This window comes from Belnapia sp. F-4-1 (assembly GCF_000802185.1).
In the GTDB taxonomy this organism is placed as follows: Bacteria; Pseudomonadota; Alphaproteobacteria; order Acetobacterales; family Acetobacteraceae; genus Belnapia.
Genome location: NZ_KN676113.1, coordinates 4,776,784 through 4,791,856 on the forward strand (window position 1 = coordinate 4,776,784; position 15,073 = coordinate 4,791,856).

General features: G+C 72.7%; 13 protein-coding genes. 9 read left to right on the plus strand and 4 right to left on the minus strand.

Features of this window, described 5'->3' with window-relative positions:
* Window positions 1-32 precede the first annotated feature (32 nt).
* Window positions 33-1,100 carry an ROK family protein gene (locus LH62_RS22530; protein WP_043364397.1) on the plus strand — a complete coding sequence of 356 codons (1,068 nt, stop codon included), beginning with the start codon at window positions 33-35 and terminating at the stop codon, window positions 1,098-1,100.
* Window positions 1,101-1,157: 57 nt separating this feature from the next.
* On the plus strand, window positions 1,158-1,997 hold the full coding sequence (locus LH62_RS22535) for an alpha/beta fold hydrolase (RefSeq protein WP_052214830.1): 840 nt from the start codon (window positions 1,158-1,160) through the stop codon (window positions 1,995-1,997).
* Window positions 1,998-2,007: 10 nt separating this feature from the next.
* On the opposite strand, the gene LH62_RS22540 is transcribed toward LH62_RS22535, so the two are convergent.
* Window positions 2,008-3,783, minus strand: a complete 1,776-nt coding sequence (locus LH62_RS22540; protein WP_043364399.1) for a sensor histidine kinase — start codon at window positions 3,781-3,783, stop codon at window positions 2,008-2,010.
* A 395-nt stretch (window positions 3,784-4,178) separates the two neighbouring features.
* Here LH62_RS22540 and LH62_RS22545 point away from each other — a divergent pair, with 395 nt between their 5' ends.
* Complete coding sequence (locus LH62_RS22545) at window positions 4,179-5,144, plus strand: tripartite tricarboxylate transporter substrate binding protein (protein ID WP_043364401.1); 966 nt, start codon at window positions 4,179-4,181, stop codon at window positions 5,142-5,144.
* Window positions 5,145-5,299: 155 nt separating this feature from the next.
* Here LH62_RS22545 and LH62_RS22550 read toward each other — a convergent pair whose 3' ends face one another.
* Window positions 5,300-6,700 carry a CoA transferase gene (locus tag LH62_RS22550; protein ID WP_043364402.1) on the minus strand — a complete coding sequence of 467 codons (1,401 nt, stop codon included), beginning with the start codon at window positions 6,698-6,700 and terminating at the stop codon, window positions 5,300-5,302.
* Between the two features lie 128 nt (window positions 6,701-6,828).
* Between LH62_RS22550 and LH62_RS22555 the strand changes: the two genes are divergently transcribed.
* Complete coding sequence (locus LH62_RS22555) at window positions 6,829-7,038, plus strand: general stress protein (protein ID WP_043364403.1); 210 nt, start codon at window positions 6,829-6,831, stop codon at window positions 7,036-7,038.
* 37 nt (window positions 7,039-7,075) lie between these two features.
* On the opposite strand, the gene LH62_RS22560 is transcribed toward LH62_RS22555, so the two are convergent.
* Window positions 7,076-8,140, minus strand: a complete 1,065-nt coding sequence (locus tag LH62_RS22560; protein ID WP_043364404.1) for an LLM class flavin-dependent oxidoreductase — start codon at window positions 8,138-8,140, stop codon at window positions 7,076-7,078.
* A gap of 146 nt (window positions 8,141-8,286) precedes the next feature.
* Here LH62_RS22560 and LH62_RS22565 point away from each other — a divergent pair, with 146 nt between their 5' ends.
* Together LH62_RS22565 and LH62_RS28675 are read left to right on the plus strand one after the other, a co-directional pair.
* Entirely contained in the window at window positions 8,287-8,556 is a 270-nt protein-coding gene (locus tag LH62_RS22565) for a DUF6489 family protein (protein ID WP_043364405.1), read from the plus strand.
* 9 nt (window positions 8,557-8,565) lie between these two features.
* A complete protein-coding gene (locus tag LH62_RS28675; protein ID WP_052214831.1) occupies window positions 8,566-9,594 on the plus strand; it encodes a TonB family protein in 1,029 nt (342 codons plus the stop codon).
* Here the strand turns inward: LH62_RS28675 and LH62_RS22575 are convergent.
* Window positions 9,576-9,872 carry a type II toxin-antitoxin system ParD family antitoxin gene (locus LH62_RS22575; protein ID WP_043364407.1) on the minus strand — a complete coding sequence of 99 codons (297 nt, stop codon included), beginning with the start codon at window positions 9,870-9,872 and terminating at the stop codon, window positions 9,576-9,578. The genes LH62_RS28675 and LH62_RS22575 overlap by 19 nt on opposite strands.
* A gap of 132 nt (window positions 9,873-10,004) precedes the next feature.
* Between LH62_RS22575 and LH62_RS22580 the strand changes: the two genes are divergently transcribed.
* The 3 genes from LH62_RS22580 to LH62_RS22590 all read left to right on the plus strand — a co-directional run bounded on the left by LH62_RS22580 (window position 10,005) and on the right by LH62_RS22590 (window position 15,057).
* Complete coding sequence (locus tag LH62_RS22580; protein WP_236552681.1) at window positions 10,005-12,293, plus strand: DUF3141 domain-containing protein; 2,289 nt, start codon at window positions 10,005-10,007, stop codon at window positions 12,291-12,293.
* Between the two features lie 64 nt (window positions 12,294-12,357).
* Complete coding sequence (locus tag LH62_RS22585; RefSeq protein ID WP_043364408.1) at window positions 12,358-14,058, plus strand: amidohydrolase family protein; 1,701 nt, start codon at window positions 12,358-12,360, stop codon at window positions 14,056-14,058.
* A 219-nt stretch (window positions 14,059-14,277) separates the two neighbouring features.
* Window positions 14,278-15,057 carry an NADPH:quinone reductase gene (locus LH62_RS22590; protein ID WP_201445572.1) on the plus strand — a complete coding sequence of 260 codons (780 nt, stop codon included), beginning with the start codon at window positions 14,278-14,280 and terminating at the stop codon, window positions 15,055-15,057.
* Window positions 15,058-15,073 lie beyond the last annotated feature (16 nt).

The following is a 15,073-nucleotide window of genomic DNA, read 5'->3' on the forward strand; positions in this document are numbered from 1 at the left end:
AACCGGCGAGCCGCCGCTGGCGTTGCCCCCGCATGACCGAACAGGCCCGCCGGCCCAACCCTCCCGGCTTCCCCTCGCATGGCGCGACCGAGCTGCCCGCCGTCACGGTGGACACCGCCAACGCCACCCTCCGGACACCGGACGGCTTCCTCGGCGACCGCGCCAGCAGCACCGCCTTCCGCGCCATCCTCGCCGAATGGCGGAAGCGACTGACGGCCGTCGACAAGGAGGATCCCTTCGGCGACGCCGCCCCCGAGACCATCGGCCGCCGCCAGCTCGACAAGCTGCTCGCCGAGGGCGACCCGGAGGTGGCCGGCCTGGTCCATGGCGTCGTCGAGGAATTCGCCCAGTCCTTCGCCACCGTCGTCAAGCGCCTGCTCAAGCTGAAGGAGTGGCAGGGCACCGAGCGCATCGTCATCGGCGGCGGCATGCGCGGCAGCCGCGTCGGCGAGTTGGCCATCGGCCGCGCCGCCATGCTGCTGAAGGGCGAGGAGATCACCATCGACCTCATCCCCATCCGCCACGACCCGGACGAGGCCGGCCTCATCGGCGCCACCCAGCTCGCCCCGCCCTGGATCTTCCTCGGCCACGACGCGCTGCTTGCCGTCGACATCGGCGGCTCCAACATCCGCGTCGGCCTCGTCCGCCCGCATCTGAAGAAGGCTTCCGACCTCTCCGCCGCCTGCCTCTGGGAAAGCGCCATCTGGCGCCATCGCGACGACAAGCCCGGCCGCGAGGCCGCCATCGACCGCCTCGTTGAGATGCTGCGAGAGATGCTGCACAAGGCCGAGAAGCGCGGCCTCGCCGTCGCCCCCTTCATCGGCATCGGCTGCCCTGGCCATGTCGAGGAGGATGGCAGCATCGCCCACGGCGCACAGAACCTCCCCGGCGATTGGGAGAGCGAACGCTTCAACTTGCCTGGACGCCTGCACGCCGCCATCCCCGAGATCGGCGGCCATGGTACGGTGGTCGTCATGCACAACGACGCCGTGGTGCAGGGCCTCAGCCAGGTGCCCTGGATGGGCGACGTGAAGCACTGGGGCGTGCTGACCATCGGTACCGGCCTCGGCAATGCCCGCTTCACCAACCGCAAGTCTTGATCCGCTCGTCGCTCCGCCCGATCCTGCGGCGCAGCATCTAAGGGGATCGACTCCCGCATGGCCGACTTCCTGGCCCGCCTCGACGCCACCGCCCGCCGCATCGAGACCCCCTGCGGCGAGGGCCGCATGGCCTGGCGCCTCTGGGGAGACGCCGATGCCCCGCCCCTCGTCCTGCTGCATGGCGGCTCCGGCTCCTGGCGCCATTGGGCCCGCAACATCGGGCCGCTATCCCGCGACCGGCTGGTGGTCTGCCCCGACCTCCCCGGCCTCGGCGACAGCGCCATGCCGCCTCCGGCCGAAACCCCTGCCCCCGTCGCCGCCATCCTCCTCGCCGGCCTCGCCGACCTCCTGCCCGGCCGCCCCTACGACCTCTGCGGCTTTTCCTTCGGCGCCCTGCTCGCCGGCCACCTCGCCGCGCAGGCCGATGGGCGCCTCCGCAGCGTCACCTTGGTCGGCGCCGGCGCCCTCGGCCTCCCCCGCCAGGTCACGCCGCTGAAGAAGGTCCGCAGCGAGACCGGCGAGGCCCGTCTCGCCGCCCACCGCCACAACCTGGCGACGCTGATGTTCGCCGATGCCGGCCGCATCGACGCCCTCGCGCTGGAGATCCAGGAAGCCAACACGATGGCCGCCCGCTTCCGCAGCCGCGGCTTCGCCAGCACGACCAGCTTGAAGGACGCCATCGCCCGGGCCCGCGCCCCTGTCGCCCTGCTCTACGGCGAACGCGACGCCATCGCCTTCCCCGAAATCGAGCGCCGCTTCGCCGCCCTCCGCGAGGTCCAGCCTGAGGCCTGGACCGGCCTCGTGCCCGGCGCCGGCCATTGGGTCGCCTACGAGGCGGCGGAGAGCTTCAACGCCATGTTGGCCGACATGCTGGCACGACGCTTCGCTCCGGCCTGACTGGCACCGGTCAGGCCTCCACCCCCTCCCGCACCACGGGCCGCGGCGCGAAGCTGATCGTCGCTCGCAGGCCATCCGGCTCGAATTGGAGCACCACCCGCGCGCCGGAGCCGAGGTCATGCGCCAGGGCGCGTTCCAGCAGCCGTGTCCCGAAGCCGCGCCGTGCCGGGGCCGGCGGCACCGGCGGGCCGTCCCGCTCGCGCCAGTCGATGGCCGCCGCGAGGCTCGCCGGGTCGGTCCTGCACACCACCTCGACATGCCCGCCCGGCACGGAGAGCGCCCCGTGCCGGACGGCATTCACCGCCAGCTCGTGCAGCCCCATGACGAGCGCCTGGACCTGGCCGGGCGGCACGCGAGGCATCGGCCGGTCGGGCTGAACCGTCAGGGCGAAGCGCGGCCTGCCTTCCTCCACCCCCTCCAGCCAGGGCGCCAGCCCGGTCCGCACGACGACATCGAGCGCCGCCCCCTCCCAGGCCACCGCCGTCAGCAGGTCATGCGCCCGCGCCAGGGATTGCAGCCGGCCCGTGAAGGCCGGGACGAATTCCCCGGCATCGCCCCCCGCCCCGCCGCGCGCCGTCTGCAAGGCGAGGGATTGCACCGTGGCGAGGGCATTCTTGGCGCGATGGTTCAGCTCGGCGACGACCAGCCGCAACCGCCGCTCGCTGTCCACCAGCGAGGCGGTGGCGGCCCGGCGCCGCCGCGCCTCGGTCAGCAGCGCCTCCGCCAGCCTGTCGGCCTCCGGCAGGCCATGGATGTGCGAGGCCGCGGGCAAGGCCGCCTCGTCCGGAGCCGCAGCCATGTGCAGCAGCTCGGTCACCGGGCGCAGCACGCCGAGGGCGATGCGGCGGGCAAGGAGGATCCCGAGCGCCAGCACGGCCAGCTCGCCGGCCAGCAGGGCGAGCGCCGTCCGCACCGCCGGGCGGGTGAGCGCCGCCTCCGGCACCGCGACGGCCACGCCCCAGCCGAAGGGTTCGGGCAGGCGCACCAGGGCGCTGATGACGCGTTCGCCATCCGGGCTGACGGCGTCCATCACCTCCTCGGCGGCCCCCGCGCTCCACCGCTCCAGCAATTCCGGCGTGACCTTCTGCCCGACGAAGCGCTCCGGGTCCGGCAGACGCGCCACCCGCACCCCGGCGCGGTCGATCACGGCGATGATCCAGTCGGCACCGGGCTGCTGCCGCCTGATCAGCGCGTCGAAGGCATCGAGCGGCGGGTTGAGAGACAGGATGAGGCCGGACGCCGCCCCGTCCAGCCCTGCGACGGGGCCCGGCACCGGCACGTCGATCGCCACGACCGGCCGACGCACGACCAGGCCGAAATAGAGGTCGGAGGTGGCGGGCCGCTGCGTCTCGAGGACGCGTCTTTGGTTCACCAGATGGGTCCGCGCAGGCAGCGGCACGCCGCGCGGCGCGGCGGTGTTCATCAGCTGCTGCCCGTCGGCGCGCAGCAGCAGGATATTGGCCCCGGGCGCCTGGCGCGCGACGAGCGCCTCCGCCTGGATGCGGAAGGTGTCGAGGTCGCCACCGGCCAGGGCACGGGAATTGGCGAGCACCTCGAGCGCCAGGGTCCGCCCGCGCAACTCGCCCTCGAGGGCAAGGGCCAGCCCGCGCGCGACATTCAGCGCCTGCCCGCTCGCCTGCGCGCGGGCATTCCGGTAGCCGATATGGACCAGGGCAAGGTTCAGCGCGACGAGCGGCAAGGCCACGGCGAGGACGAGGCCTGCGAGCCGGACGCGAAGCGTCGGCCGGCGCAGGAGGCTTGCGGGGGCGGGCTCGTCAGGCGTCACAAAGTCCCCCTCGCTCGGACGAGCCAACCCCGCCAGCGGGGGCCGTTGGCGCGCCACCCAGGATTAGGGTCGACCGGCGGGAGGTGGAAGCCAAAACCCATGCCCGGCATGAAAAGCTGCAGGTTTCCGCACCGATGTGGCACGCCGGCCCGATGCCGCCCGCCGCAACGGACCGCGGCGCGCCACCCGCTGCCGAAGCCAGCCCCGCTGCTGGCCGGCCCCGCCTTCTGCCCCCTGTCGTGCCGCTCCGTGTTGGGCATGACCGCCGCGGCCCGGCGGGACGTCAGGCCCCGTCCAGCAGCCCGATCTTGAGGTCGCGGACGGCGCGTCCCCTCCCCACCCGTTGCGCGCCACCCGCCCCGCCGCCACCATCGCCCCATCCGGGGAACATCGCCATGGCCACCACCCGCCGCAGCCTGCCCGCACTCGCCGCCTCCCTTTTCGCCACGCCTGCTCTCGCCCAATGGGCCCCAACGCGTCAGGTCCGGCTGATCGTCCCATTCTCGCCCGGCGGCGGCGCCGACACCACCGCCCGCCTCTTCGCTCCCGCCTTCACCGCCTTCCTCGGCCAGCCTGCCGTGGTCGAGAACCGTGCCGGCGCTGGCGGCACCATCGGTGCGGCGGAGGTCGCCCGCGCCGCACCGGACGGCACCACCCTCCTCGTCGATGCCGCCAACCAAGCGGTCAACCAGGTCCTGTTCCGCAACCTGCCCTTCGATTACGTCACCGGCTTCACCCCGGTCAGCCGCGTCACCGTCTACCCGCTGCTGCTCGTGGTCCGCCCCGACAGCCCCTTGCGCAGCCTCGAGGCCCTGCTCGCCAAGGCCCGCGCCGAGCCGGGCCGCCTCACCTACAGCTCCTCCGGCAATGGCATCTCCAACCACATCGCAACCGCCGTGCTGGCGGACCGGGCGAAGGTCGATTTTAGTCACGTTCCCTATCGCGGCGGCGGGCCGGCGCTGGCGGCGGTGCTCGCCGGCGACGTCGATTTCGGCTTCGCCACGGTGGCGAGCGCCGCCGCACTCGCCCAGGAGGGCCGCTTGCGCCCGCTGGCCGCCTCCTCCGCCGGACGCATCCCAAGCCTGCCGGAGATCCCGACCGTCGCCGAGCTGGGCTTCCCCGGCTACGACCAGACCGAATGGAACGGCGTCTACGGCCCCGCCGGTCTGCCCCCGGCCATCGTCGAACGCCTGCACGAGGCCTGCCAGGCGGCGCTGCGCGACCCGAGGGTCACCGAGCGCCTCGCCGCCCTCGGCGCGTTGGCCCTCGGCAACAGCCCGGCCGAATTCGCCGAGTTCCTGAAGCGGGAGCGTGCCGCCATGGCCGTGCTGGTGCGCGAGGCCGGCATCACCGCCGACTGATTCTTGCGTTGCCGCACCGTCCTTGTTATAGGAAAACAGTCACCGCCCAAGCCCCGCCCGGCACCCCCGCTTCAATCCCTCAATCCCTCAAACTCCGGTCCAAGCCGTTGATGCGGCAGGGGGCGGGCTTCAAGGATTGAAGCCGTCCTGGCTCTTCAAGCCCATTCCGCCCGGTGCGTCCCGAGCGGCATGGAGGGCAACGCCCAGAAGGGCGGCGTCGCCTCCAGCCGCCCCGGCTCGCGCAGCGCGGTCAGCCGCCCGAACCCGCTCTCGCCCGTCTCGAGCAGCCCGCCCAGCTCCGCCATCGTCGGCACTGACACGCCGAACCCGCCCTCGATCCGCCCGAGGCCGCGCAGCCACCGTGCCGTCCCGGCGAGCGAAACCGCTACCCGCCAGGACCCGCCCTCCTCCGCCCGCCGCAGCAGCGCCGCCAGCGTGCCGAAGGCGAGGAGGTAGCCCGAGGCATGGTCCAACGCCTGGCAGGGCAGCACCTTCGGCTCAGGCAGGCTGCCCGCCGCCTCCGCCTCGGCGTGGTTGAAGCCGCTCGCCGTCTGCACCAGCGAGTCGAAGCCCCGCCGCCCGCCCCAGGGTCCCACCTCGCCATAGGCCGACAGCGAGGCACAGACGATCCCCGGCCGCAGCGCCGCCAGCATCTCGGGCGAGACGCCGTGCTCCGCCAACGCCCCCGGCCGGTAGCCCTGGAGGAAGACATCCGCCGAGGCCGCCAGCCTCCGCAGCCGTTCACGCCCGTCCTCCGCGCGCAGGTCGAGCGAGGCCGTCCGCTTGCCCCGCCCAGTATCGACGATCAGCTCGTCGAAGCTCGGCAGGTGCGCCGCGCTGACATGCAGCACATCCGCCCCATGCGCGGCTAGGGTTCGCCCGCAGACCGGCCCCGCGATCACCCGCGTCAGCTCCAGCACGCGGATGCCCACGAGCGGCCGCGCCCCCGCCTTCGGCAGGGGCAGCGGCGGCGCCTCGCCGATCTTCTCGATCCGCACCGGCGGCAGCGCGGCCACCGCCTGCCCCTGCGGATGCGCATCCCATTCGGCGAAGCTTCGCATGGCGGCAACGCAGAGCCCCGCCTCCGCCGCCGCCTGCTCGAAGTCGAGCGCCTCCCACCTGCCGAGCGCCGCCCCCACCGCCGCCCGGTTGCCCTCGCAGCCGAGCAGCCGGAGCGTGCCCGCCCGGTGATGGGGAAAATTCGTGTGCAACCGCACATGGCGGCCATCGCCGCAGCGATAGGTACCGGCGATGTCGTCCCACCTGGCGCCCGCATCGCCACCCTTGAGTGCAAGGTAGCGCTCCGAAAGGAAGGCCAGCGCCGCATGCCGCAGCTCGACCGAGACCGCCTGCGCCACCCCGCCCCGGGCGCGGTGAATCGCCGCCACCGCCGCCGTCGCCGCGCCGATGCTCGCCTGCGCCGCCGCGCCGATGCGGAAGGACGACGGCAAGGCCGGCTCCCCGCCCGTCAACCGAAGCTCCGGCAAGGCGCCCGGCGCCAGCCCCGCCCCACGCCAGAGCCCTTCCAGGATCGCAAGCGGGGATGCATCGGCCATCGGGGAACCTCGCTGACAGGGCTTCAGGAGTTGCTCAACGCCTGCGGGAAACGGCGACGCGCTCGTGCGTTATGCCGGCGGGCGGGAGCGTAACCCCGCCCCCACCACAAGGAAGAGGGAAACGACCGATGGCGAACCAACAGGGCTCCGGCGGCGGCAAGGGCAATCCCGGCAATTTCGCCAATGACCGCGAGAAGGCGCGCGAGGCCGGCCACATGGGCGGCATGAGCCAGGGCAAGGAGAACAACCCCGGCAATTTCGCCAATGACCGCGAGAAGGCGGCCGAGGCGGGCCGCAAGGGCGGCCAGAACAGCCATGGGGGCCGCTCCTCCAGCTGAGGGCCGAGGCAGGCGCCGGGGCGCCCAACCCCCGGCGCTACTCCGCCGCCGCCGCCGCACGCGGCCCGAATTCCGGCGCGACCCGCGTCATGAACAGCCGGATCGACTCGTTCGCCACCTCCGCCGGCATCGGCCCGAGCCGGAAGGAACAGATCACTCCGCCGACGCCGGTGCGGTCGATCTCTGCCATCTTCGCCGCGACCGTCGCCGGCGAGCCATGGATCAGCGCACCCTCCACCTGCGCCCGGGCGGGCGGCACCCGCTCCTCCACCATGCGGATGCCCTGCTCGGCATAAACCCGCTCGCGCATCACCCGCCGCTGCTCCTGCATCGCCTCGAAGGCGGGAATGCCGATGCGCGCCGCTTCCGCATCCGTCTCGGCGACGACGACGTTGCGCCAGACCCAGCTCTCCGCCATGCAGCGGGCCACATGCGCCTCGTCATGCCCGGCCGCAGCCAGCGCGGCGCGATAGGCAGCCAGCCGCCGCCGCGTCACCTCGACCGACTGCACGTTCATCATGAAGGGCAGGCCGCGTGCGGCGAGATGCAGCGCTCCCTCCTCCGAGGAGGCGGCCCGCAGCACCGCCGGATGCGGCTGGGTGAAGCATTCCGGCCGCAGCCGCGGCGCCTGGATGTCCCAGAATTGGCCCCGGTGGGTAACGCCCGCCTTGTTGGTCCAGGCTTCGAGCATGATCGCCTCGGCCTCGGCATAGCGCGCTCCCGCCTCGCGCCAGTCGATGCCGTAGCCCTGATACTCGTAGACATTGTAGGCGGTGCCACGGCCGAGCCCGACGATGAGCCGGCCCTCGCCTAGATTGTCGAGCAGCGCGATCTGCTCGGCGAGGCGCACCGGGTGATGCAGCGAGACCTGCGCCACGGCGAAGCCCACCTTCACCCGCCTGGTCGCGGCCAGCACCGCGGCGGCGAAGGCGGTCGGGTCGACATAGGCGCAGTTGCCGTCGAAGTGGTGCTCCGCGAGCCAGATCACCTCGACGCCGAGTTCGTCGCAGAGCTTCGCCTCCTCCAGGCATTCGCGGATGACGCGGGCATCGCTCGCCGGCTCGCGGCTTTCGGTGAAGAGGAAATTGCTGAATTTCAGCATGGCGGGCTCCGTCCGGCTCTCGCGCCAGCCTAGCCGCCCCCCGGGGACGCGCAACAGCGGCCAGGCCTCCCCGACAAAACGTATCCCCGCTGGCGGAGCCGGCGCAGCCGGTCCATATGGGCGGTGCGCGCGGAGTTCCGGAATCCATGAAGATCAACGTCGAGATCGATTGCACGCCCGAGGAAGCCCGCACCTTCCTCGGCCTGCCCGATCTGCGGCCGATGCAGGATGCGGTGCTGGCGAAGATGCAGCAGCAGATGCTGAACGCCGTCGATGCCCTCTCGCCCGAGGCGCTGCTGCGGACTTGGATGCCCCTCGCCCCGCAGACGCCCGAGCAGATGCGCGACGCCATGGCCGGCCTCTTCCGCCTGTTTACGCCGATGGCGGGCGGCAAGGGACCCGGCAGCCAGGGCTGACCGCGCCGCGTGACCGCCCCGACCCTCCGGGCCGAGCCGGCGCTCCGGCCGGGCCGCCGCCGCATCCCCCGCGCGCAGCGCCCCTGGCGCCGGCTGCGGCCGGGCCTGGTCGGCTCGGTACTGCTGCATCTCGGCTTCCTCGGGCTGGTCGTGCTGGCAGTGATGACCCGCGAGCGGCCGCCGGAGCCGCTGCCGCCGCCCTCCTTCGAGGTCGAGTACCAGTCGGGGGCCCCCGGCCGCCCCGGCGACGAGCAGGGCGAGGCCCGGCCGGAGCAGGAGGCGCCGCCCCCGGCGCCCGAGAGCCTGCCGGCGATCCCGCAACCGGCCCAGCCGCCGCCGGTGCCCGAGGCCACCGCCTCGCCGGCGCCGCCCCTGCCGCTGCCGCCGGCTCCGCCGCCGCCGGCACCGCCGCGCACCGAATTCGCCGAGCCTGCCCCGGCCCCGCCGCCGCCGCCCCCGGCCGTCGCCGAGGCCCTGCCGATGCCGCCTCCGCCCATCCCGCTGCCGCGCGAGGTCCCGCGCCTCAGCCCGCCGCCCCCGGCCCCCACCCCGCCGCAGACCGCCGCCCGCCCCGCCGCGCCGGCGCAGCGCCTGCCCGGGGTCTGGATGCCGGAGGCACGCAACCTCGCGCCCGCCACCCCGTCGGCGCCGCCGGGCACGCCGCGCTCGCGGCTCGATCTGTCACCCGGGCCGCTGGCGACACTCGGCCGCAATTCGACTGAGTCCGAGGCGGATGTGCGCGGCGCGCAGGTCGGGCCGGACTGGCGCAACGCTTTCCGCCGCTGGGTGGACGAGAACAAGCGCTACCCGGCCAGCGCCGTGGAGGCGGGCCATCAGGGCCGCAGCCGGGTGCAGGTGATTGCCGATCCGAACGGCAAGGTGAGGTCGGTGCGGCTGATCGGCCCGTCGGGCTCGGTGTGGCTCGATGCGGGACTGGTCTCGATGTTCCGCGGCGCGACGCTGCCGGCCTTCCCGCCCGGGGCGGACCCGAACGGCGTGACCATCGACTTCACGATGCACTACATCTTGGTGCGCTGAGTGCCCTCGCCCAGCCAGACCGCCTCCTGCCGCCGCACCGCGGCCCGCAGGTAGTCATCCGGCAGGCCGGCGGCCGGGCCGGGATGCATCGCTCCGAGCACGGGCACGACCTGGGCCAGCACCCATCGCTCCATGGCAGCGTCGCGGGCCTGCAGCGCGCGCAGCGCCGCCCGCATCACCGCCCCGCTCGATTCATAGGCCCCCGACGCCACCATCGTGTCGACGAAATGCGCCTGCTCCGGCGGCAGGGCAACGCATCGTTTCATGACTTGCGGCATGGCGCGGTACTCCCCATCCGGGAGGCTAGGCCCAAAGATTTCGGGATGTCACCGCATTTCCGAGTATTCGACTGGACTTTGCGCGTGCTGCGACGCAGCATCCGGCCAAAATCAAGGAACACGCCTTTGACCGTGGTCACCCCCCCTCCGGGCCGCGAGCTGCTGGCCCGCGGTGCCGAAACCATGTCGCGCATCATCGACCAGGCCCGGACCCTCACCGATGTGGCGACGCGTCAGGCGGCGCAGCTCGCCCCCACGTCCCTGCCGCCAGCCCCGCCGCCGCTTCCCGCCAACCCGGCCATGCTGCTCGCCGCGGCGGCCGATTACGCGGTGGATGCGGCCCAGCGCGGCGTTCTCTACCTCGATGCCCTGCGCCAGGCGGGCAACGCCTTCTACGAGCATGAGGCGGAGGGCTGCCCGCCTGTCCTCTTCTTCCCCTGGGACATGGTGGTGGATGGCCGCACCCTGCCGCGGCCGTGCAACTACGCCCTGGTCCGCATCCGCCGCCCCGAGGGCGCGGCACCGCAGGACCCGAAGCTGCGCCCCTTCGTCATCATCGACCCGCGCGCCGGCCACGGCGCCGGCATCGGCGGCTTCAAGTCGGACAGCCAGGTGGGCGTGGCGCTGCGCCGCGGCCATCCGGTCTATTTCGTCGTTTTCTTCCGCGACCCGGAGCCGGGCCAGACCATCCTCGACATCACCCAGGCCGAGGGCGTCTTCCTGGAGGAGGTGGCGAAGCTCCATCCGGAGGCGCCGAAGCCCGTCGTCATCGGCAATTGCCAGGGCGGCTGGGCGGTAATGATGCTCGGCGCCTCCCAGCCCGACCTTACCGGTGCCATCGTGCTGAACGGCGCGCCCCTCTCCTACTGGGCGGGCGAGCGCGGGCGGAACCCGATGCGCTATCTCGGCGGCCTCGCCGGCGGCTCCTGGCCGGCGGCGCTGCTGGCCGATCTCGGCAACGGCAAGTTCGACGGCGCCAACCTGGTGCTGAATTTTGAAAGCCTGTCGCCCGCCAACACCTGGTTCAAGAAATACTACAACCTCTACGCCAATGTTGACCGGGAGACGCCGCGCTTCCTCGAATTCGAGCGCTGGTGGGGCGGCTACTTCCTGATGAACCGCGACGAGATCCGCTGGATCGTCGAGAACCTGTTCATCGGCGACAAATTCGCCCGCGGCGAGATCTCGGCCGGTGGCGGCGCCACCTTCAACATGCGCGCGGTGCGCAGCCCGGTGGTCGTCTTCGCCTCGGCCGGCGACAACATCACGCCGCCCGGCCAGGCGCTGCGCTGGATCGCCGATGTCTACCGCGACGAGCAGGAGATCAAGACGCTCGGCCAGACCATCGTCTACCTGATGCACGAGGATATCGGCCATCTCGGCATCTTCGTCTCGGGCGCCATCGCGCTGAAGGAGCATACCGAGATCGCCGAGACGCTGCAGCTGATCGACAGCGTCGCGCCCGGCCTCTACGAGATGCTGATCACCACCGAGGGCGGCAACGGCGGCTGGCAGGTCGAGCTCAAGGAGCGGACCATGGCCGACATCCGCGCTCGCAGCGGCGAGGCGAAGAACGAGGCCTTCCCCGCCGTCGCCCGCATCTCGGCGCTGAACCAGTCGGTCTACGACCTCTTCGCCGCGCCCTTCATCCGCCAGCTCAGCACCGAGCGGACGGCGGAGCTGCGGCGGCAGATGCACCCGATGCGGCTGCGGCGCACGCTCTTCAGCGACCGCAACCCGGCGATGGCGGCGGTCGCGCCGCTGGCCGAGCAGGCACGGGCGGACCGGCGGCCGGTGGCACCCACCAACCCCTTCCTTGCCTGGGAGCGGCTCTGGGCCGACGGCGTGGAGCGCAGCTTCGACCTTTACCGCGACATCCGCGACGGCTGGACGGAATATGCCTTCCACGCCCTCTACGGCGCGCTCGGCACCTGGGGCGTGGCCCAGGCCGAGCCGCCCGAGGCCCCGCCGCCGGCGACCGAAGCCACGGCGCCCGAAGTGCGGGCGGCGCTGGCCCAGATCGCCGAGGGCGGCTATGCGGCAGCGGTCATCCGCATGATGATCCTGCTGGCCCGCGCCCGTGGCGGCGTGCGCCGCTCCCGCCTGGTGCGCTCCAACGCCATGCTGACGACGGAGGAGCCCTTCGCCGCCATGACGCCGGAGGAACGGCAGGCCATGATCCGCCGGCAAACGGTGATCGCCAGCATGGCGCCGGCCGAGGCGCTGGCGACTCTCCCCCAGCTGCTGCCGAAGCAGGAGGAGCGTGCGCGGGCACTGGCCGCGGTGGAGGCGGTGGCCGGGCCGGAGGCGGAGCTTGGCGAGGCGGCAGAAGCGATGCTGGCGCAGCTCCGCGCCACGCTCGCCACCCCGGGCCGAGCCCCGGTGCCGGTCGGTTACGAGGCCGCCGCCATGCCGGATTAGGGTTTCCAGCCCCCGGCGCCGGGCCTAGGCTTCCTCCCAAGCATAAGCAGGAAGGAAGCGGGCCATGGCAGAGGATCTGGTCATCCGCGGCGGCACCATCGTCGATGGCAGCGGCGCACCGGGCGTCGTTGCCGATCTGGCGGTCAGCGGCGGGCGGATCACCGCCATCGGCCCCGACTTGCCCCGTGGGCGTGAGGAGATCGACGCCCATGGCCGGCTGGTGACGCCGGGCTTCGTCGATATCCACACCCATTACGACGGCCAGGCGGTGTGGGACAGCCACCTGGCGCCCTCGGCGATCCATGGCGTGACGACCGCGGTGATGGGCAATTGCGGCGTCGGCTTCGCCCCGGTCCATCCCGGCCAGGAAATGCAGCTCATCGAGCTGATGGAGGGGGTGGAGGACATCCCCGCCCCGGTCCTGTCCCAAGGGCTCGACTTCACCTGGGAAAGCTTTTCCGAATATCTCGCCGTGCTCGAGGGCAAGCCGCGGGACATCGACATCTGCGCCCTCGTCCCGCATGCCGCCGTCCGCGTCTATGTCATGGGCGAGCGGGCGCTGGCGCTGGAGCCGGCGAACCAGGCCGACATCGCCGCCATGCGGCAGATCGTCGCCGAGGCGGTGCAGGCCGGCGCCTTCGGCTTCTCCACCAGCCGCACCATCAGCCACAAGACGCTGAAGGGCGACTCCACGCCCACGCTCCGCGCCCAGGAGGACGAGCTGACGGGGATCGCCCTCGGCCTGAAGGAGGTGGGCGCCGGCTTCCTCGAAGTGGTCTCCGACTTCAACCTGCCGGACGCCGCCACCGAATTCGCCATGCTCCGCCGCGTCGCCGAGGCCTGCGGTCGGCCGATGGTCTTCTCCCTCACCGCCCGGCACGACCGGACGGAGGCCTGGCGTGAGCTGCTGGCGCTGTCCAACAAGGCGGCGGCGGAGGGGGTGAACATCCGCCCGGTCTTCCCGCCACGGCCGATCGGCATCCTCATGGGCCTGCTCGGCAGCCAGAACCCCTTCAGCGGGGCGCCGAGCTACAAGGCGATCGCCCATCTGCCGGTGCCCGAGCGCGTTGCCGCCATGCGCGACCCGGCCACCCGCGCCCAAATCCTGGCCGATGACCGCATCAGCGGCAGCAATTTCCCGCTCATCACCCGGCTGTCCTTCGAGCGCATGTTTCCCTTCGGCGATCCGCCGGACTACGCGCCGCACCGCGAAACCAGCGTCGCCGCCGAGGCCGCCCGGCAGGGCCGCAGCCCGGAGGAGGTCGCCTATGACATGCTGCTGGCCAATGAGGGCCAGAACTTCCTTTTCTGCCCGCTGACCAACTATGCGGACTTCACGCTGGATGCCTCGGCGGAGCTGCTGAGGCACCCGAATACCATCGTCGGCCTCTCCGATGGCGGGGCGCATGTCGGCTTCATCTCGGATGGCAGCTTCCCGACCTTCCTGCTGAGCTACTGGGGCAAGCAGCGCGGCCTGCCGATCGAGGAGCTGATCCGGCGGCAGACCAGCGACACGGCGCGGGCTGTGGGGCTTGCCGATCGCGGCCTGTTGCGCGTCGGGATGCGGGCCGACATCAACGTCATCGACCTCGATGCGCTCGCGCTCGACCGGCCGGGGATGCTCTACGACCTGCCGGCGGGCGGACGGCGGCTGATGCAGCGCGCCCGCGGCTATGAGGCGACCATCGTCGCCGGCGCCGTCACTTACCGCCACGGCGAGGCGACGGGGGCGCTTCCCGGCAGGCTGGTGCGCTGCGGCGCCTGAGGCCGCGAGCCGATGCGCGCCGTCTGGTACACCCGGCCCGGCCCGGCGCGGGAGGTCCTGCAGCTCGGCGAGCGGCCGGTGGCGGAGCCGGCGCCGGGCGAAGTACGCGTGCGGCTCCTGGCCTCGGGCGTTAACCCGGCCGATACCTAGCGCCGGGCCGGGACGTCCTACGCCAATGAGTGGCCGCTGATCATCCCGCACAGCGACGGCGCGGGCTTGGTGGAGGCGCTCGGCGAGGGTGCGTCGGCCGGGCTGCTGGGGCGGCGGGTCTGGCTCTACAACGCGCAGCGCGGGCGGCCCTTCGGCACGGCGGCGGAGTTCACCTGCGTACCGGCCGAGAATGTCATCGCCCTGCCGGAGGATATCGACTTCGAGACCGGCGCCTGCCTCGGCATCCCGGCGATGACGGCGCATCGCTGCCTCTTCGCCGACGGGCCCGTGCGCGGGTTGCGCGTGCTGGTCTCGGGCGGCGGCGGCGCGGTCGGTAATTACGCGGTGCAGCTCGCGCGCTGGGATGGCGCGGCCTGGGTCGGCGCCACGGCGAGCGGCGGCTGGAAGAGCGAAGACGCGAAGGCCGCGGGCGCCGACGCCGTCTTCGACTATCGGGCGCCGGATTGCGCCGCGCGGATCATGGCGGCGACGGGCGGCGTGGACCGCATCGTCGAGGTCGATGTCGGCGGCAATGTCGCGCTCTGGTCCGAGGTGGTGGCGCTGAACGGCAGCGTCGTCGGTTATGCAAGCCGCGGCGGATTGACGCCGTCCATCCCCGTTTCCGCCGTCCTGATGCGGAAGAACGTCAACCTGCGCGGCGTGGTGCTGAACAGCGCGCCCGCAGCAGCGCGCCGTCAGGCGATGGAGGAGATCGATGCCTGGCTACGGCAGGCGCCGCGGCTGCACCGCGTCGCCGTGGCCTATCCGCTCGCCGAGACGGCAGCCGCGCATGAGGCGGTGGAGGCGGGCACCAAGCGCGGCACGGTCGTCGTTCTGCCGGGGGCCTGATCGAGGTCCGGCGGGC